The sequence below is a fragment of the Wolbachia endosymbiont (group A) of Tromatobia lineatoria genome, assembly GCF_964028565.1.
Lineage (GTDB): Bacteria > Pseudomonadota > Alphaproteobacteria > Rickettsiales > Anaplasmataceae > Wolbachia > Wolbachia pipientis.
In genome coordinates this window covers 1,012,064-1,031,067 of record NZ_OZ034791.1, presented here as the reverse complement: position 1 = coordinate 1,031,067, position 19,004 = coordinate 1,012,064, and the positions used below count along the sequence as shown (strand labels likewise).

General features: G+C 35.4%; 20 protein-coding genes. 7 read left to right on the top strand and 13 right to left on the bottom strand.

The window, feature by feature from the left end:
• Nucleotides 1-22 precede the first annotated feature (22 nt).
• The 8 genes from rpoD to ABWU48_RS05370 all read right to left on the bottom strand — a co-directional run bounded on the left by rpoD (nucleotide 23) and on the right by ABWU48_RS05370 (nucleotide 4,695).
• The gene (gene rpoD, locus ABWU48_RS05405) at nucleotides 23-1,975 is read right to left on the bottom strand and encodes an RNA polymerase sigma factor RpoD (RefSeq protein WP_353288329.1); all 1,953 of its coding nucleotides are present in this window, start codon (nucleotides 1,973-1,975) and stop codon (nucleotides 23-25) included.
• A gap of 138 nt (nucleotides 1,976-2,113) precedes the next feature.
• Nucleotides 2,114-2,425, bottom strand: coding sequence for a cation:proton antiporter subunit C (locus tag ABWU48_RS05400; RefSeq protein WP_006279706.1), 312 nt, complete (start codon nucleotides 2,423-2,425; stop codon nucleotides 2,114-2,116).
• On the bottom strand, nucleotides 2,422-2,841 hold the full coding sequence (locus ABWU48_RS05395) for a Na(+)/H(+) antiporter subunit B (RefSeq protein WP_006279705.1): 420 nt from the start codon (nucleotides 2,839-2,841) through the stop codon (nucleotides 2,422-2,424). The genes ABWU48_RS05400 and ABWU48_RS05395 overlap by 4 nt, the downstream gene beginning before the upstream one ends.
• The gene (locus ABWU48_RS05390; RefSeq protein WP_015589497.1) at nucleotides 2,834-3,361 is read right to left on the bottom strand and encodes a DUF4040 domain-containing protein; all 528 of its coding nucleotides are present in this window, start codon (nucleotides 3,359-3,361) and stop codon (nucleotides 2,834-2,836) included. Before ABWU48_RS05390 ends, ABWU48_RS05395 begins: the two co-directional genes overlap by 8 nt.
• A 1-nt stretch (nucleotide 3,362) precedes the next feature.
• Nucleotides 3,363-3,650 (bottom strand): monovalent cation/H(+) antiporter subunit G, encoded by a 288-nt coding sequence (gene mnhG, locus ABWU48_RS05385; protein ID WP_006279703.1) that lies wholly within the window; start codon nucleotides 3,648-3,650, stop codon nucleotides 3,363-3,365.
• Nucleotides 3,651-3,656: 6 nt separating this feature from the next.
• Nucleotides 3,657-3,902, bottom strand: coding sequence for a monovalent cation/H+ antiporter complex subunit F (locus ABWU48_RS05380; protein WP_007548527.1), 246 nt, complete (start codon nucleotides 3,900-3,902; stop codon nucleotides 3,657-3,659).
• 28 nt (nucleotides 3,903-3,930) lie between these two features.
• Complete coding sequence (rpoZ, locus tag ABWU48_RS05375) at nucleotides 3,931-4,338, bottom strand: DNA-directed RNA polymerase subunit omega (RefSeq protein ID WP_264705819.1); 408 nt, start codon at nucleotides 4,336-4,338, stop codon at nucleotides 3,931-3,933.
• Between the two features lie 60 nt (nucleotides 4,339-4,398).
• Nucleotides 4,399-4,695, bottom strand: coding sequence for a helix-turn-helix domain-containing protein (locus tag ABWU48_RS05370; RefSeq protein WP_010081926.1), 297 nt, complete (start codon nucleotides 4,693-4,695; stop codon nucleotides 4,399-4,401).
• 436 nt (nucleotides 4,696-5,131) lie between these two features.
• Here ABWU48_RS05370 and purE point away from each other — a divergent pair, with 436 nt between their 5' ends.
• Entirely contained in the window at nucleotides 5,132-5,623 is a 492-nt protein-coding gene (gene purE, locus ABWU48_RS05365; protein ID WP_006280351.1) for a 5-(carboxyamino)imidazole ribonucleotide mutase, read from the top strand.
• Between the two features lie 7 nt (nucleotides 5,624-5,630).
• Nucleotides 5,631-7,448, top strand: coding sequence for a DNA mismatch repair endonuclease MutL (gene mutL / locus ABWU48_RS05360; RefSeq protein ID WP_353288328.1), 1,818 nt, complete (start codon nucleotides 5,631-5,633; stop codon nucleotides 7,446-7,448).
• Between the two features lie 816 nt (nucleotides 7,449-8,264).
• Here mutL and ABWU48_RS05355 read toward each other — a convergent pair.
• Nucleotides 8,265-8,396: a hypothetical protein gene (locus tag ABWU48_RS05355; protein ID WP_255322263.1), complete on the bottom strand. Its 132-nt coding sequence runs from the start codon at nucleotides 8,394-8,396 to the stop codon at nucleotides 8,265-8,267.
• Between the two features lie 127 nt (nucleotides 8,397-8,523).
• Here ABWU48_RS05355 and ABWU48_RS05350 point away from each other — a divergent pair, with 127 nt between their 5' ends.
• Together ABWU48_RS05350 and ABWU48_RS05345 are read left to right on the top strand one after the other, a co-directional pair.
• Nucleotides 8,524-11,187 (top strand): 2-oxoglutarate dehydrogenase E1 component, encoded by a 2,664-nt coding sequence (locus ABWU48_RS05350; RefSeq protein ID WP_209473250.1) that lies wholly within the window; start codon nucleotides 8,524-8,526, stop codon nucleotides 11,185-11,187.
• 244 nt (nucleotides 11,188-11,431) lie between these two features.
• On the top strand, nucleotides 11,432-12,220 hold the full coding sequence (locus ABWU48_RS05345) for a hypothetical protein (RefSeq protein ID WP_209473248.1): 789 nt from the start codon (nucleotides 11,432-11,434) through the stop codon (nucleotides 12,218-12,220).
• Nucleotides 12,221-12,350: 130 nt separating this feature from the next.
• Here ABWU48_RS05345 and ABWU48_RS05340 read toward each other — a convergent pair whose 3' ends face one another.
• Nucleotides 12,351-12,947, bottom strand: coding sequence for a TIGR02217 family protein (locus ABWU48_RS05340; protein WP_264329612.1), 597 nt, complete (start codon nucleotides 12,945-12,947; stop codon nucleotides 12,351-12,353).
• A gap of 190 nt (nucleotides 12,948-13,137) precedes the next feature.
• On the bottom strand, nucleotides 13,138-13,896 hold the full coding sequence (locus tag ABWU48_RS05335) for a DsbA family protein (protein ID WP_010963174.1): 759 nt from the start codon (nucleotides 13,894-13,896) through the stop codon (nucleotides 13,138-13,140).
• A 325-nt stretch (nucleotides 13,897-14,221) separates the two neighbouring features.
• Between ABWU48_RS05335 and ABWU48_RS05330 the strand changes: the two genes are divergently transcribed.
• From ABWU48_RS05330 to ABWU48_RS05320, 3 genes are all read left to right on the top strand, one after another.
• Entirely contained in the window at nucleotides 14,222-14,374 is a 153-nt protein-coding gene (locus ABWU48_RS05330) for a hypothetical protein (RefSeq protein WP_007548541.1), read from the top strand.
• Nucleotides 14,375-14,390: 16 nt separating this feature from the next.
• A complete protein-coding gene (locus ABWU48_RS05325; protein ID WP_259348578.1) occupies nucleotides 14,391-15,464 on the top strand; it encodes a Fic family protein in 1,074 nt (357 codons plus the stop codon).
• A 95-nt stretch (nucleotides 15,465-15,559) separates the two neighbouring features.
• On the top strand, nucleotides 15,560-17,038 hold the full coding sequence (locus ABWU48_RS05320) for a UbiD family decarboxylase (RefSeq protein ID WP_209472400.1): 1,479 nt from the start codon (nucleotides 15,560-15,562) through the stop codon (nucleotides 17,036-17,038).
• Between the two features lie 704 nt (nucleotides 17,039-17,742).
• On the opposite strand, the gene ubiA is transcribed toward ABWU48_RS05320, so the two are convergent.
• Together ubiA and ABWU48_RS05310 are read right to left on the bottom strand one after the other, a co-directional pair.
• The gene (gene ubiA, locus ABWU48_RS05315; protein ID WP_182319897.1) at nucleotides 17,743-18,600 is read right to left on the bottom strand and encodes a 4-hydroxybenzoate octaprenyltransferase; all 858 of its coding nucleotides are present in this window, start codon (nucleotides 18,598-18,600) and stop codon (nucleotides 17,743-17,745) included.
• Nucleotides 18,601-18,603: 3 nt separating this feature from the next.
• Entirely contained in the window at nucleotides 18,604-19,002 is a 399-nt protein-coding gene (locus tag ABWU48_RS05310) for a ribosome-binding factor A (protein ID WP_209472402.1), read from the bottom strand.
• Nucleotides 19,003-19,004 lie beyond the last annotated feature (2 nt).

Below are 19,004 nucleotides of genomic sequence, written 5' to 3'. Positions count from 1 at the left end.
CTTCTTAACTTGACACGTATACTTAAAAGAACCCTCTAAGTTTTCTAGCACGGCTTGGATGTTTCAACTTGCGCAGTGCTTTTGCCTCTATTTGCCTAATTCTCTCACGTGTTACATTAAAAATTTTTCCTACTTCTTCTAAGGTATGTTCCTTCCCATCTTTACCAAGGCCAAAACGCATTCTTAAAATTCTTTCTTCCTTTGGTGTTAAAGTTGCAAGAACATTGGTTGTAATGCCACGCAAGTCAGCAAGTATTGCAGCATCCTCTGGCCTGGAGACTCGCTTGTCTTCTATACAATCACCAAAGGTACTACTATCATCTTTTCCTGTTGGAGCTTCAAGACTTACTGGATCCCTTGCTATTTTCATAACTTTGCGTATTCTTTCCAGTGGCATTGTCAGTTCTACACTCAATTCCTCTAACGTCGGCTCTCTTCCCATCTCATGAGTCATCTTTCTTAATGCTCTGTTGATTTTACTGATAATTTCCACCATATGAACTGGTATTCTAACTACTTTAGACTGCTCAGGTATTGCTCTAGTGATTGATTGTCTTACCCACCAAGTGCCATAAGTTGAAAATTTATATCCACGTTTGTAATCAAACTTATCCACGGCCTTCATAAGACCAATATTGCCTTCTTGTATCAAATCAAGCAGATCAAGGCCTCTTTTTGAATACTTCTTAGCAATGGAAACTACTAGCCTTAAGTTAGCCTTAATCATTTCTTGCTTTGCTTCAGAGACTTCTCGTTCGTGTTTTTGTATTCTCTTGATTAGCTCCTTAAATTCTTGTACGTTATCTTCCTGTATATGCTGCTTAATACCGTTCAAGGTACTAGCTATATGTTCAGAGTTATCGTCTATAAACCTTAAAAATTTGTTTTTTAATTCACCTGTAAAAGAGGACTGATTTTCATTGATCTTTAAAAGACTTATCTTTTTCAATTCGTGCTTTAAAAGCACGTCATCATAAACTTTATAGAAACTTTCTCTATCGATATCGTATTTTCTAGCCTCAGCAATAAGATTAGCCTCTTCAAGCGTAATGGATCTATTTATCTTATAAAGTTCTTGTGTAATTCTGGCAACAGCAGCATCACTTAACTTAATTTGTAATGCTATAGACCATATTTGATTATACAAATTTTCTAGCTCATTAGAGAAATTTTTAGAATTTTTTCTTAATATCAACGCTTCATTTGTTAAAGTAATTATCTCATCCAATGCAACTATGACCTTTGGCAATAAGTCACTTTCCATTTCAAGAATAGAAACATTTAAATTGACTGAACTTATATCTTCATTATTACCGTCTTTCTCATCATCACTTTTTTTACTATCTTTCTCATCATCACTACAGTACTCAGCATCTTCAGAAACATCCTCAGAATCCTCAACATCTTCAGCACTTTCTTCACTCTCTTCACTTTCTTCTTTGGGTACCACATTAAAATCAGAGTTATAAATTGCATCCAGATCTATAATTTCTCTCAGTAAGAGAGCTCCATTACTTAAATCATCACGCCATACTTTTATCACCTTTAATGTTACTGATGTTTCAATTGTTGCACGTAACATGTTATGCTTTTCAGATTCAATTTTTTTTGCTATCTCGATTTCATCTGCCCTTGATAAAAGCTTTACGGAGCTCATGTCTTGTAAATAAATCCTCACTGGATCATCATTTTGTACTAAAGTTGCAGTAACATTTGGCGATGTGTCATCATCATCAAGTTTACTATCATCACTGTTGGAAGGAATATCTTCTTCATCTTCGCTACTTTCAAGCACATTAATTCCGGAATCCTGCAATAAAGATATAGCATCATCTATAAAGTCAGACGAAAAATTTTCATCTGATAATTTATCATTTATATCATCAAAGGTGATAAAACCACCCTTTTTTATACTCTTAGTTACCAGATCTTTGATAATTTTTTTCTTATCTTCTGCATCATTAATAGTTGACATCATTACCTTTATAGTTTATAATTTTATTTCTTATTAACAAACAAACTTACAACGAGCAAGTCTATAATTTTACTTTTAACTTGTGGCTATTTGTTACTTCATATAGTTTAAGATACTGTTAATTTATGTACACTTGTCTTAATCAATTGTTCCATACTTTTCTTCCATTTTTACTGCTATGGATAATCCAACTGAAAATGTTGCAATTCCAACCACTATAGCAGTAAGCATTAAAACATGGGGTATAGGATTGCTATATGAATAAAAATTTGAAACCAATATAGGAGGCAAGGAACTTTTTATATATCCTAGAGATATGTAAAATAACAAAACAGATGCTTGGAAGACGCTTACCCCTATCATTTTCTTGATTAAATTTTTATCGTTTATAATAATATATAAACCTAGCACCATTAATACAATAATAATCGTATAATTATATAAAGTCATTGTTTTTTCCTACGAGCAAAATTTATATATATAATTAACATAGAGGAGCAGACAGTAAATGCTACACCTAATTCCACCAAAAAAATACCTAATTTTTGACCGGTTCTATTATTGGTTAACAAGATATCATAAGATAAAAAATTTTGGCCAAGTAAAGTTGTTGCAACGCCCGTTCCTCCATAAATTAAAATACCTAACACGTTAGTCAATCTAATCACAGAATAAGGTATTGCTTTTAGAGTTGTAGATACACCAAATAGCATTGAATATAATATTATCCCGGAGGCAATAATTATTCCTGCTTGAAAACCTCCACCCGGAGTGTAATCACCGTGAAATTGTATGTATAAACCAAATAAAATGATAAAAGGTATCATCAAAAATGTTACTGCATTTAATATCGGATCTTTAATCATTTTCTTTTTCTTCTTTTAATATCAACGTTATACAAAGCGCAGCAGTAAAAACTACTATAGTTTCTCCAAACGTGTCATAACCACGAAAGCTTGCCAAAATAGCTGTCACTATATTAGGAATACCGGTAGCTTTTTCGGTATTTTCCACATAATAAGGAGCAACATGCAAGTGGATCGGAGCATTGTGGCTGCCAAAATCTGGCAATTGAATCATAAAATATGACAAACATACAGCCAGAAATAACATAAAAAAAAGCGTTATAGGGTTATGAGATAGATTTACTTTATGATTCTTTATCAAGGAGAGTGCTGCAAACGTAAAAACTGTACTGAGCCCCGCACCAACAGAAGCTTCAGTAATTGCAACATCAGGTGCATTCATAATTAAGTATATAAGCGCAATCAGTGAACTAAATACACACATTAGAACAGCACTTACGACTAAATGTCGCGAGAAAACTATAAAAACCGTAACTGTTAGTAACAACAAAAGTAACACTACATTTAATATTTCTAACACCTTAGCCTTCTTTAACAGTTTTTTTCTTAACTTTATAATGAGTGCGCGCTAAAATATAGCTATTAGTTGAGTTAGCTACCCATATTATAAAAATTAATAATACTATTTTAACAGTATTGATTGAAAATCCATTCTGCAAAGCAAAACCAATTAACAATAACGTTGCACCGCTAGAATCTGTAATACCTGCTGCATGTAACCTAGTATAGAAATCAGGAAATCTGATCACCCCTATATTTGAAATAATTATCAAACAAATACCTAAAAATATGAAAATGGATCCTATCATAAATTATCAAAACAACATTAATCTCATTAGTGCTATAGTTGATATAAAGCTAACGCTAGCATACAACAATGCTATATCAATTAAAAAAAAATTATTCAGAATGATTGATATTGCTGTTATAAGTACAACTACTTGCGTTGAGAAATTATTGAACGCTAAAACCTTATTGTACACATCATTTGACTTAGACACTATGCAACACAACATTACACTCATACAGAACAACAGTGTATAGATAGCAATGCAAATCATTTAAAGACTATGTAACTTCAGTAGATTTCTAAACGGATACTTCTTCATCGCCATCTTGATCATTTATTTCATCATCTATTTCACCATCCACTTCATAATCTTGGCTTTCTTGACTTACATCAAGATCTGTGTTATCAGAAAAATTTAATAAATTCGCTAGCTTACTTGTATTACTGCTGTAAACATTATTCATATTTCCTTTCATGTATTCCTTGCATCTACCTACCAAAAGGCTAAACAGCTCATGAGTATCCACCTGTTTTCCTGCTATTTCATGTAAGGAAACTATGGTATTTTTATGACCTTTAAACTTAGCTGCTTGAATTGGATTACTTGCCCCTGTATTTAAATCATGTGTTCTTTGACTTGCCAACAGAACCAATTTGAAACGGTTACTTACCCGTTCTATACACTTTTCTACAATAGACTCAGCCATAAGATACTACCTTAATAAATTTTATACTATATCACAAAAAACAAGTTGTCAACTTTGTATCTATTGCGATTCAACTTCATGTTTTACTTTTTCTGCCTCAGATTTTATTTCTTGGCTTTCTGTCATCGTGATTGTTATCTCATGATCAAGTTTTTTTAGAAATCCTAACAATCGCTCTAAAGAAAAACCATCTATTTTACCATTTTTAATTTGCGATACCTTTGGCTGATCAATACCAAGTTTCTCAGCTGCAAAAGCCTGAGTCCAAGCATTTTTTTCTATAATTTTATTTATTATATAAAGCAACTTTGTTTTTATTCCTGCACTGTCTAAGTTATTTAACGATATTATTTCCATAATTCTTACACTCACATATCAATTAACTTTATTAAATATTATAACATGATATTTAATATACCAAGATATTAATATCATGTAACTTGTCAATAATTATATGATATCAATATTTAAAACTTTAAGTTGATTATATATTAATATTTTTATCAAATTTCTAGTAATTTTAAATTACCATTTTACCATCAGTCTATCTGAAAAAACCATTGATAGAAAGAACAAGCTAAGATTACAAAGCTTGAAATACAAAAATAATTATTTTATAAATTTATCTTACATAAGAAGTTTATATCTCTATATCTTAACATAGATATTTATTTAAATTTTTAAAATTTCTATTTTAACAAGAATTCTATATATTATATTTATAATATAACTTAAATATTTGTTGCTTTTTAGCTGGAACATTATTTAGTTAGTAAGTAAAATTGTGTTGAATATGACAAAAATAAAAAAAGATGTTGCTGTTATTATGGGAAGTGAGTCAGATTACACCACTATGGTCCATACTGTTGATATGTTAAAAGCATTAGAAGTTTCACATGATATATTCATAATATCTGCACATAGAACACCAGAAAGGCTCTTCAATTTTGCTAAATCTGCACAAGAAGAAGGTTTTAAGGTTATTATAGCTGGTGCAGGAGGTGCAGCTCATTTACCTGGTATGGTTGCGTCACTAACTTGTTTACCAGTTATCGGCGTTCCTGTGCATAGTAAACAATTAAATGGGCTGGACAGTCTACTCTCTATAGTTCAAATGCCAAAGGGTGTTCCAGTTGCAACCATGTCTATAGGAGAAAATGGAGCATATAATGCTGCCATTACTGCCGTATCTATATTGTCAATTTCCAACAGTGAAATTGCAGGTAGGTTAAAAAAGTGGAGAGAGAAACAGACCAAAGAAGTAAAAGAAAAACCAGTTTCATAATAAATCTATGGCAATAACTCTTTTAGACACAAAAACCATAAACCGTATAGCAGCGGGGGAGGTGATAGAAAGGCCAGCAAGTGTAGTAAAGGAATTAGTGGAAAATGCAATAGATGCTGGAAGTTTAGAAATAGAGATCAAAATAGAAAGTGGTGGGCGTAACCTTATTATTGTGACAGATGATGGTAACGGAGTAGAAAAAAACGATTTAGAACTTGCGTTTATGCGCCATGCTACTTCAAAATTGAGCGATAGTGAATTAATAGAAATCAAGCATCTTGGCTTTAGAGGAGAAGCTCTGCCTTCAATAGCAGCAGTAAGTAGGATAAAATTATCGTCTAAGGCAAGAGAAGCAAATGAAGCATGGTCTATAAGTTATGAGGGTGGAGAGAAAATAGGGGAGCTAACTCCTTACCCTTTATCACAAGGGACACATATTGAAGTACGAGATTTGTTTTTCGCTACTCCAAATAGACTAAAATTTCTAAAAACCGAAAGAGCAGAAACTCAAAGCATTGTTGATATTGTAAACAACCTAGCAATGATTAACTATCATATAGGGTTTACTCTCACTTCAGGTAATAAAAAGCTCTTAAAATACGCTAAGCAGACTTCGTTATTTCATAGATTGTGTGAAGTAGAAGAAGAATTTCAGGGCAATTCTTTGGAGGTCAATGAAGAAGAAGACGGCATCAAACTTACGGGACACATCTGTAAGCCAACCGTCAATCGTGGTAAGTCAACTCAGATCTATACGTTTGTTAATGGAAGGCCAATTAAAGATAATTTACTTATTGGCGCAGTTAGGTATGCATATCATGATTTTATTCCAAGCGATAGGTATCCTTTTGCAGCGTTACATTTAGAGATACCTTATGATCAAGTAGATGTAAATGTGCATCCAAATAAGTCAGAAGTAAGGTTTCAGAATAAGAAGCTCATATATGAGATAGTGACAAGAGGATTAATTAAAGCGTTGTCAAGAAGGATAGGCACCTTTCCAGCGCATGACCAGAAAATGGATTCAACATTGCCAGATCCTTTTGATAAACCTAATGTTCAAAATGAAAGAAGGCCAAGTCCTTTTGAAAATCAACTAATAAAAGAATTTGCTTCTCCAAATGAAAGAGTAAAAAGCTTATCAGAACAGTCAAAATCGTTTGATTATACCGGCATACAGAAATTACCATCACAAGCGGAGACTATGGTTCTAGAAAAAAAGGTGTTAGAGCAAGTTGATTTGATAGAGAGCCACCCGCTCGGGTTTGCACGCTGTCAGGTCTATAATACTTACATTATTGCCGAGGTAAGAGACAAATTGATTATAGTCGACCAGCATGCAGCCCACGAAAGGCTAGTATATGAATGCTTAAAACAAAAATCAAGTATAAAAAGACAAAAACTACTTCTTCCTGAAACGGTTGAAATCAAAAATCAAGCCGGAATGGAGATGATTGAAATCTATAAAGATAAGTTATTTGAAATGGGTTTTGATATTGAAATCAAATCAGAGAATAAAGTGATAGTAAAAGAAATCCCTGCAATTTTGGGAGCAATAGATGTGAAAGAGATGCTAATTAACATAATTGATAGATTAACGGAAATAGAAGATACATTGCCAGTAGAAGATAAAGTGAACAAAATATTGGCCACTATCGCTTGTCATGGATCAATTAGAGCGGGTAGAAAAATGAGGTTAGATGAAATGAATGAGCTGCTGAGACAAATGGAAAAAACCCCATATTCCGGGCAATGCAACCACGGAAGACCAACTTATATAGAAATGAAACTCAGTGATATTGAAAAACTTTTTGAGCGGAGGTAAGAGGTTGCCATAAATATGTAAGTGCTCCTTTCTCGTCATCCAAGTAGCTCATAGAAACGAAAAAACTTCCTTGACAAACTCCGCCAGCGCCCTTATTATAGTATTAAGGGTATCTATGACTCAAAACTTGTTTTTGACCTGCAGGCTCAATGACAAAATTCAGTAAAAAACTCAGGGTATTTTTTGGCGGATTACATAAAATTATAGGGGCTGCATGTCTTTTAAATTTTTTCTACATTCAGCCAAACCGCGCTTAAACTAAGCGTCAGCACATTATTACAGCGCCACTTACAGTAATATAGAGTCAAAATTCGCTACTCGGGGCTTCTTTTGCCTTTTTTTCGTTTGGTAAATTTCTTAAATATTTATGGCTAAAGTAACTTAAGTTCACCGACAATCGTCATCCCGCTGCGTGTTAGCGGCTAAGAGATACTGCGGCATGACGTAGGATTGTTGTCATCCCGCTGCTTGTTAGCGGGATCTATGTGAGATACCGTGAATAAATCACGGTATGATGGTTCGCGGCGGTATGACGTAGAAGCTATACTTTTATACTCACCAACTCAGTATCCAATCTGGATCCCAGTGTCGGCTACTCGGATGACATTATAGGGGCGCTGGCCTGACAATCGTCATCCCGCTACGTGTTAGCGGGATCTCTTGTTAGCGGCTGAGATACCGCGAATGAATCGCGGTATGACGGTTCGTGGCGGCGTGACGATAAGGTTTATACCTTGTCATCCCAGTGCGTGACACTGGGATCTAGCCTTTATTATGCAGCCACTTGGTTGAAATTAAGTCTTCTGGATCCCAGTGTCAGCTACTCGGATGACACCATTCTTTTTTCTGGATCCAAGTAGTCTGGGCACTGGGATGACACCATAGGGGCGCTGCCATTATAGAGTGAACCAGTGTCACGCACTGGGATGACACCCTGACAATCGTCATCCCGCTACGTGTTAGCGGGATCTATGTTAAGAGATACCGCGGCGGTATGACGTATAGAAACTAAAAAAGTTCTTTTTTAAAAAACTTAAGTTATACTTATAAGTATTTGATACTTTTTATAGTGATTATGTCGAGTTTAAGCTGCCTTTATGGTGATAATGCAGAATTTGTGGAAGAAATGTATAGCCGTTATTTGCAGGGTGATAAATCAATCGGGGAGGATTGGTATAGAATTTTTTCAAGCAATTTAGAAGTTAATAAAGCGGAGACCTGCGGTGCACAACATGTAACTAAGGTGGATGATTCAGTTTCTAGTTTAGCAAATTTTTTCAGATCTTACGGTCATTTTTTTGCGGATCTTAATCCGTTATCACCCAATGTGAATAAGGAAGTAGATTATCAAAAATACTCGAATCTATCTCCGGCAAGTGACACTGGAATCTATAGAGATATTTACTGCAAGAATATCGGTTTTGAATTTATGCATATCTCCTCTTATGAAGAGAAAATGTGGCTGCAGGAAAAGATCGAAAATCAAACCTATACGCTGAGCTCACAAGACAAAAAAGAAATACTGAGGCACTTGATCGAATCTGAGATGTTCGAACAATTTCTCCATATGAAATTTCCTGGGTATAAGCGTTTCTCTATCGAAGGTGGAGAGTCAGCTATCGTTGCAATTGAAAAAATCATTAGTGATTCTACGGTTTTTGGTATTGAAGAAATAGTCCTTGGCATGGCTCACCGCGGACGACTCAATGTTCTAACCAAAGTGATGGGGAAAGAATATGCGGCAATGCTGTCTGAATTTCAAGGCAATCTTGCATACCCAAGTGGTCTTGAGGTGTCCGGTGATGTTAAATATCACCTTGGTTACTCTTCTGATCGAGCACTTTCAGGTGGCAAAAAAATACATTTAAGTTTATGCCCTAATCCATCTCACCTTGAAGCGGTAAATCCGGTTTTGGCTGGAAGAATAAGAGCAAAACAGAATATAAGATCTGTGCTTGGCATATCAATTCATGGTGATGCGGCTTTCATCGGTCAAGGAGTGGTTGCTGAAACTTTAACCTTAAGCAATATTGAAGGCTATAAAGTGGATGGCATTGTGCACATTGTCATTAATAACCAAGTTGGTTTTACTGCTAACCCATGTTGCGCACGATCCTCTTTTTATTGCACTGATATAGCAAAATCAATAGAAGCTCCAGTGTTTCACGTCAATGGAGATAACCCGGAAGCTGTGAGTTTTGCTACAAGTCTGGCGATGGAATATAGGCAGAAATTTAAAAAGGACGTAGTAATTGACATAATGTGCTACCGCAAATATGGCCATAATGAAGGTGATGAACCGAATTTCACTCAGCCACTTATGTATAAGGCGATATCAAAGCATAAAACTCCTGGAACATTGTATGAAGAAAAATTGACTGCAGAGAAAGTATTAGATGGCGATGAAGTAAATAAATTGCGCAGTGAATTCAGGGCAAAATTAGATAAAAGTCTTGCTGAATCAGCGGCTTACACTCCAAAAAAAGCTGACTGGTTCGGTGGAGTGTGGTCAAAATTAAGAAGAGCAAAGCTGAACGATTTGAGCGAATACTACACGGATTCTGGTGTTCCGCCAGATGAGCTGAAAAAATTAGGTGTGCGTATAAATAGCAATATCCCAAGTAACTTTAACATTAACAATAAGGTTAGAAAAATACTCGATGGCAGAATAGACAGCATAAATTTTGGTAGTAATATAGACTGGGCAACTGCCGAAAGTCTTGCGTTTGCATCACTGCTCACAGAAAGAATAGGAGTGCGTTTATCAGGACAAGACTCTGGTCGTGGAACTTTCTCGCACCGTCATTCAAGGCTTGTTGATCAGGTAACAGAAGAAGCATTTATTCCGCTAAACAATATAAATGAAAAGCAAGCTCACTTTGAGGTCATAGATAGCGCACTATCTGAGTATGCTGTAATGGGCTTTGAATATGGATATAGTCTTGATTCTCCGTATTCACTGGTGCTCTGGGAAGGACAATTTGGTGATTTTGCAAACGGTGCGCAAATTATGATCGACCAGTTTATCGCATCTGCAGAAACAAAGTGGTTGCGATCAAGCGGTCTAGTTTTATTGCTGCCTCATGGTTATGAAGGACAGGGACCTGAGCATAGCTCCGCACGTATAGAGAGATTTTTGCAACTCTGCGCAGAGGATAATATGCAGGTAGTTAATTGTTCCACTCCGGCGAATTACTTCCATGTCTTACGCAGACAAATGCATAGAGACTTTCGTAAGCCTCTGGTAGTGTTTACACCTAAATCACTATTGCGTCATAAAAGAGCAGTTTCTAACCTATCTGACTTTGAAGGAAAATTCCTCACGGTGATTCCAGAATGTAGAAAAGGTTTAGTTTCAAGTGATAAAGTACGAAAAGTTGTAATATGCAGCGGTAAAGTTTACTACGACATAATTGAAGTATGTGAAGCACAAAAAATAAACGATATAGCAGTGATACGTTTAGAACAATTCTATCCGTTTCCTGCCGATAAACTAAGTAATGAACTTGAAAAGTACAAAAACGCTGAAATTATATGGTGTCAAGAAGAACCAAAAAATATGGGAGGATGGTTTTTTGTCAACCCATTGATAGAAGAAGTGTTATCTAATCTCGATATCCAAGCAAAAAGACCTAAGTGTATCGCAAGACCTGCTGCTGCATCTCCTGCATGTGGTTATGTTAGTGTTCACACTCAGCAGCAGGAGGAGATTTTAAAGCAGGTTATGCAGGGGATCTAGCACAATTGTGCAAATATTGAAGCGAAAGCTGGCAAGCGAACATTGTTCATCAGATCTTGACGCTGGGCACTGCAGCCAGGTGCAATAGAAAACGCATTACACCAATAAAGCCCTTTTGGTACTCAAGCAAATATAAAAGATTTTTATTCTATTAAAAAAAATTTAATTTTTATTAAAATTTTCATTTATTTTTATTTAAAAAGTAAACATTATTAATATTTACTTTAATTAATATAGGATATATATGAATACAAAAATATTTGAGATGTTAATAAGGAGAACTGGTCTACGCAGAGATAGCAAAGCTGAGATCATACAGTTAAATAGAAATGAAAAAGCTTTTGTAGATGAGGATAAAGAATCTATCGAATTAGCTGAGGCCATTTTTGAAGAGAATAATATGTTTCATTTCCGCAAACCAGGTCCTGCTATGGATTACATTTTGCACAAATTAATAAATGATAGGAAGCTTTTCAAGGAAATGAAAGATAGAGGTACAAGTATAATACGTCTTTTTTCTTTGTTATCAATGTATCATGGTCGTCTCAATTGCTGTGTTATAAGAAAAGGAGGGTGTATTACTGAGTGTGGCATACTTGATTACGCTGGCACCTATCCAGAACTAGTGCCTTTAGAGGACTTTATACTTATTGAGCCTTCCTCGTACCTCGAGTACATTGTGTTTGACAATGAGAATATCAGAAATAGGTTAGCTGAAGACTTAACTGAAGATAAAACAAAATTAGATATCTTTTTGAATGGAATTTTAGCAACAAAGAATTCGGATTTAGTATTATCTTGTATTAACAAGATAGAGGTTCTTAATGAGGGAGATAGATATTTTGTTAATCTCTTACAGAAAAACGGCATGCTAGACTACATCTTAAACAAAGATGATACAACACTTGCAAAATCAACTCTAAAGGAGTTGTTGAAGCTTTCTATTTTGCAGGAAGAAAAAAGCACTGAGTTAGAATCTCCCCAAGCTTCAAGTGTAAATGTTAGCAAAGCTCAGCAACATTGTAGTATATAGCTGGTGATAAAGTTTAAAATAATTGCATATACTGAGGCTCATTTAAATATAGAGCCTCAGTGGTGCTTAATTTTTTCAATTGATGGTGACTAGTAGCCCTACTATGATGTGGATCTATGCTCGCTTATAACTAAAATTTCACTTCCACCAAGGGGATATTATTCCAGCTATTGCTTCCATAGTCATCAATAGAAGCGTTTAAGTAATCTGTATCAAAGCGCACGGGCACATCAAATTCAAAGCTCGCAGTGATTATCACATCTTTTACTGGTGGCTTCATAAATGTTATTTCTCCAGTTGAATAATTTACTGAATATTCACTCTCTTCTTTACCATTTAAATAAATCTTTACTGTCCCATGTACTGGCTTTTTGATCATACGTATATGCTTATCTTCCCCACTTACATAAGTTTTGATTAGCTGAAAAGTCGTTTTTTTGTTATCTCCTATACCAATCTCTTGATTAATGGCTATAAAATCCGACCAATCCTTAAAACGAAACCCTATTGCTTTACCTTTTCGTGCATGAAAAAATGTTATTAGTTCCAGTAGTTGCTCGTTTGATCTGACCCCGTAAGCTATGTTGTATCTAGTGCGTGCATGAGACCAATTGATGTTGCGCTGTTCACAACCATTGTGAGTTGTTACAACGTCAGTGGAAAATTCCGGTCCTCCAGTGGAACCATAAGATATATTTTCTGGAAATCTAATTTCTGTGAATGACATATACCCTCCTGTGAAAGTAAAATAGTTTGGTTGAAGAAAATGTTGTAATTTGAAAGCGTTTCACATAGTAAATGACGCTATGGAAAGTGGATGAGACTACTGAGTTAAACTGCTGTCACACCCACAGTTACTATACTCAGGTTCATTTGAGTTGTCAAGCAAAAAAATAAAATTTTATGGCAAACTGTAACTAGCCTTGCTTGTGACTTAATTCATCTACTTTTTTGCGTAATACATTCAAATCAGTTGCTCCTACAAACAGGCTATCTCCAATTATTAAAAAAGGTGTACCACCTACTCCCAAATCTCTTACTAGAAGCCTACTGTTGTTTATCATTTGCTCAATTTTGTCCGCGTTATCTTTTATGGAATCATTAAAATCGTCCTCATCAATCCCTATGTTTTTCACTATATCCAATATGCTTTCGTCTGAAAATTCTCCTTTGTGACTTAAAGCAGCATGGTGAAAATCGAAATATTTTTCTTTATCGAGAAAATAGACAGCTAAAGCACTTTTTGCTGCCTTTAAAGAAGCGTTACCAAGTATTGGAGCATCCCTAAAGATATACTTAATTTTGCCGTCGTTAATTAACTGCTTTATATCATTCTTTATAGCTTTGCAATGTCCACAAGAATAGTCAAGGAAGCCTACAGCTATAACACTACTATTTTCATTTCCGGAGTAAGGATAAGTAAGGTCAAATATTTGATCCTTGTATTGTGAAATTTTACTTTTGGTTACATTATCTCGAGCAGCGTAACTACTTTTAATCGACTCCTCTTTGAGAGTTTTTACGATCTTATCAAAATTTCTGCTTATATAATTATCTAATTTCTCACCTATATAATCATCGTTTAGCATTTGGCTGCGATTTGAAAGCCAATTGTTTATTATCGGCAAGCTTGCTATTGCTATTATTAAAATTAATAAAAACGATATTCTAGACATACAATTTATTTAAAAACCTACAACATAAAACTTTTAGTACACATTTATCTGTATATTAAAAGAAGCATCTAATGTTAATATATAAAAACATTTGTATCAAGTGTATTTTATAACCAGTTTTGCCTCAAATGCAAACTTTACACAATAAAACTCAAGCACATTACCACAAAGTTCATCAGAAGAATTGGTGATGCAAGTGACAAAACTACCTCCAGAATAGCCAATTATGAGATGCTCTATCTTTTACCGCCACGCTGTAAATACGGCGGTAAAACAAAGTTGATAATTTTATTCCGCTGTGTATAATTTTCCGCGGAATAAACATATGAGTGAACCAATAATTGGCAGAGAAAAAGAAATAGCTATTCTACAAGACAAACTTCTTTCTCAATCAGCCGAATTTATTGCTGTTTATGGTCGGCGTCGTGTAAATGTTGTATTATCTGCATTTTATCAGCATAATATAGAAGTAATGTAATGCAGATATTATGCCGATGCCGAATTATACGATTACTTCTAAAATTGCTAGTTGTCTTATAAGGATTGAAGCAGCAAAAGAAAAAGTGTTACATTTGCCGCTCACTGTATCAATGCTTTTGTCTCTTCGTGAAACTGCACGGCTTTATACCACACACTATTCTACTATGATTGAAGGAAATCGACTTGAACCTAAACAGATTGAAGAGGTTTTAAGTGGTAAAAGCCACTTTCCAAAATATAGGAGAGATGAAAATGAGGTTAAAGGATATTATGCAGCTTTAACTCAAGTTGAACAATGGGCAGCAAGGAGAATACCCATTACTGAGAAAGCTGTTCAAACACTACATGCTCTAGTAATAGCAAGTGGAAAATCTAAAATAAAATCAACACCTTATCGTGATGGTCAAAATGTTATCCGCGATAGTCTTACACGTGCAATAATTTATATGCCACCTGAAGCAAAGGATGTACCAAAGCTCATGAGCAGTATGATTGATTGGATTCGTAACAGTGAGCAAGTGCCTTGCCCAATTATTGCAGGTATTGCGCATTATCAATTTGTAACAATTCACCCTTACTATGACGGTAATGGTCGTACTGCAAGATTGTTGACTACATTAATTTTACACCTTGGTGGGTATGACCTAAAAGGACTTTATTCATTGGAAGAATATTATGCTAAGAATCTAGGAGCGTATTATGAAGCAATCAGTATAGGTCCATCGCACAACTATTACATGGGACGAGCTGAAGCAGATATTACTAAGTGGGTGGAGTATTTCGTAGAAGGTATGGCAAATTCATTTGAGAACGTTTTACAACGTATAAATAAAGAAGAATACCACGCTGATCAGACTGATCTTATACGTAAGCTTGATCCTAAACAACGCAAAGCTCTTGAGCTCTTCCAGGAGTTTTCCGCTATTACAGCTAGTCAGGTTGGCGAACTATTTAATTTTAAGCCTCGTACCAGTGCGCAACTTTGTAAAAAGTGGGTGGAAATGGGGTTTATCAAGATTGTAGATTTTTCCAATAGAGGAAGGAAATACAAACTTAGTAAGCAATATGAGGATTTGATCTCAAATTAACTGAAAGCTCGCTAGGCAGGAAAGTAGTGCATAGGTCAAATTTCAATAAAGTGCTTGAAAACTAAATGTAAACTTAAAATTTTAAAAACTGGAATATGTACAACAACTTACGCGACTTCATCAAAGCCTTAGAAGAAAAAAAGAATCTGATTAGAATTAAGGAGAAAGTTTCAACAGTTCTTGAAATGACAGAAATTCACCGTAGGGTTTTGTCAAACAAAGGGCCAGCGATCATTTTTGAAAATGTTGTCACAGAAAATGGTAAAAATTCGATTCCTGTTTTGGTGAATTTATTTGGTACTATTAAGAGGATTGCATTGGGGTTGAACATAAATCCTGATGAACTAAGAGATCTTGGTAAACTTTTAGCATTTTTGCAATCACCTGAGCCGCCAAAAAACTTTAAGGATGCTATAAAAATGTTTCCTTTGTTGAAAGTCGTGTTATCGATGCGAAGTAAAGTCGTGAGCAAGGCTCCATGTCAAGAGGTAGTGCTAACCGGAGATGAAGTGGACCTAAGTCTACTGCCCATTCAAACATGCTGGCCAAATGAACCTGCACCACTTATCACCTGGCCAATTGTGGTGACAAAAGGACCTACGAAAGACAAACAAGATAATTTCAATCTTGGAATATATCGTATGCAGGTCATAGATAAAAAAACGACTCTAATGCGTTGGCTTGCACATCGTGGTGGTGCAGGTCACCACAAACGATGGAAAGAGAAGGAACAAAATATGAAATTTCCTGCTGCTGCTGTGATCGGTAGTGATCCTGCAACGATTATTGCTGCAGTAACTCCAGTGCCAGAAACATTGTCAGAATACCAATTTGCTGGACTACTGCGAAAGAAGCCGCTTGAGCTTGTAAATTGTAAGACTATTCCACTTCAAGTGCCAGCTCACGCGGAAATCGTTCTGGAAGGCTATGTGAGTTTGGATAGATATCAAGACGAAGGGCCATACGGAGATCACACCGGCTACTATAATTCTGTTGAGCAATTTCCTGAATTTAATATTACTGCAATTACTATGCGTAAAAACCCGATATATCTTAGCACTTTCACTGGCAAGCCACCTGATGAACCATCGATTCTTGGTGAAGCACTCAATGAAATTTTTGTGCCCATTCTTATCAATCAATTTCCAGAGATAGTGGACTTTTATCTGCCACCGGAAGGTTGCTCATATAGAATAGCGATAGTGTCGATAAAAAAATCCTATCCAGGGCAGGCAAAAAGAATTGTTATGGGCATACTTTCTTTTCTAAAGCAGTTTTTATACACGAAGTTTATTATCGTTGTTGATAATGATATAAATGTACGTGATTGGAAGGAAGTAATGTGGGCAATGTCAACGAGGATGGACCCTGTGCGTGATACAATCATGATAGAAAGTGTACCTATTGATTATTTAGACTTTGCTTCCCCTGAAAGTGGACTTGGAGGTAAAATGGGATTTGATGCGACAAATAAAATCCCGCCTGAAACCAAACGAGAGTGGGGAAAGAAAATTGAGATGAGTGAGGAAATAGTAAGGAAAGTCGCGGAGAAGTGGGAGGAATATATGGACTAGACTTCTTGCATAAAAGCAGAAAAAAGTTTGGCGTTTTTTATAATGCCGCGATTGGCATTAACTGATAATTGTGATTTAAGTTCGTCACAGTGCCCTTTTTTTGTCATCCTATAGCTATACCGCCGCGGTATCTCTTAGCCGCTAACAAGCAGCGGGATACTTAGGGATGACGGTTGTTGTTTAGCTGTAAATATTAAGAAATTTACCAAATGAAAAAAAAGGCAAAAGAAGCCCTGGGGTTATTATCCGCTTTAAAATATTGGCGTTTTTTATGTTTTAAACGCTTGACAAGCGAGATTCAGCCGCTTTTAATTGCAACTAACTTACGCTGCAAATGTTTAAGAAATTTACTAAGCAGAAAAAAAGACAAAGAATCCCCGAGTTAGCTAGTCTTTTACTATCTCTGTCGAGTATTGGCATTTTTTGATGTCTTGTAACGCTTTATAAGCGCGTTCAGCTTATTTAGATAAAAATCTAGATGTAGATGAAGTTTTGTAAAGACATACAGTATCTATATACTGCAAAAAATTGAACATAAGACGCCGATACATTAAGTAATCCTTACCTTTTAATCTGCAGATTGGCGAAAGCAAATACAATAGCTTCAGTTTCATGATAAGAGGGCTGGCGAAGGGTGTCAAGCAATTTTCGTTTCTGCGAGTACCTGAGTTTATTGACTTCATTAGAGCCAAAACTCTTGAGACCTAGGTGATAATTCTATCTAAAAGGATGCCAAAAAAGAGAAGCAACCCTACGTAGGAATTATTTTTAAATATGGACATGCATTGACTGGGATCGTCAGGATTGAAATTTTTGTATTGGCGGTGAAATATGAACCCTACAGCAAGTAGAGCAATATAAAAAATGTTATTTAATGATGATAAGATACCAGCATATAGCCACGTCATAAGAGATATTAAATAAAATCTTTTCAACCAAGATTTTGTTGTATCACCAAAATATAATGCGGTAGATTTCATCCCGAGTTTTTCATCATCTTTTTTATCTTGATGGGCGTATATGGTGTCATAGCTAAGTGTCCAAAAGACGCATCCTATATAAAACAGCAAGGATTCTATACTGATCTGGTTTGTTATTGCTGCTGAGCCCATGAGCGATCCCATATTGAAGGTAAACCCTAAGAACAATTGTGGCCACCAAACATACCGCTTTAATAAAGGGTAAGTAGCTATCATACACATTGAGATTATTCCAAGTATGAGTGTAGTTTTATTAGTTAATAATAAGATTACCAGGGCAATAGACAGTAGCAGTGAAAGTAAAGCCAAAGCCTGCTTTATGTTTAATGCACCACTTGCAAGTGGCCTATATTTTGTTCGTTCAACGTGCGCATCTATTTTTCTATCGAAGATATCATTGATTATGCACCCTGCGGGTCTCATTAAAAATGCACCTATAGTAAACAAAACAAGGAGAAAAAGAACCTGATACGATAGAGAAGTTGAGGCTAAAAGAATACCGCTCAAACTGGGAAATAGCACAAGCCACAAACCCGTTAAACTGTGCAACCTCATTAATGAAAAGTAACGATTGAAATGCATTAATTAAGTGTGATTATGTAATATTTTGCTTACATTAACAAAATTATCGAACGCTAAGTCAGGCTTGAAAACTAGTTCAGGTATAAATCGCAAATCAACATAACACAGTATAGATTTACGTATTGACCATGCAGATTGGTTCATTTCATTAACAACGGTGTTAAGATCACAATTATTCTCAGAAGGATCTCCAGTGCGTCTTTTTTCTGGATCTAAGTAGTCAGCTACTTGAATATTCAATGAAGATAACACAATATATACATCTGCTTTTTTCAAATCTTTACTTAATTTTACGTCAGATACCGCTACATTTTTATTGAACACCTTACCTTCCATTAGAACTCTTGATATTGCTCTATGCAATACCGATGCTATCTTTAGGTTTCTAATTTCCTTTTTCATAT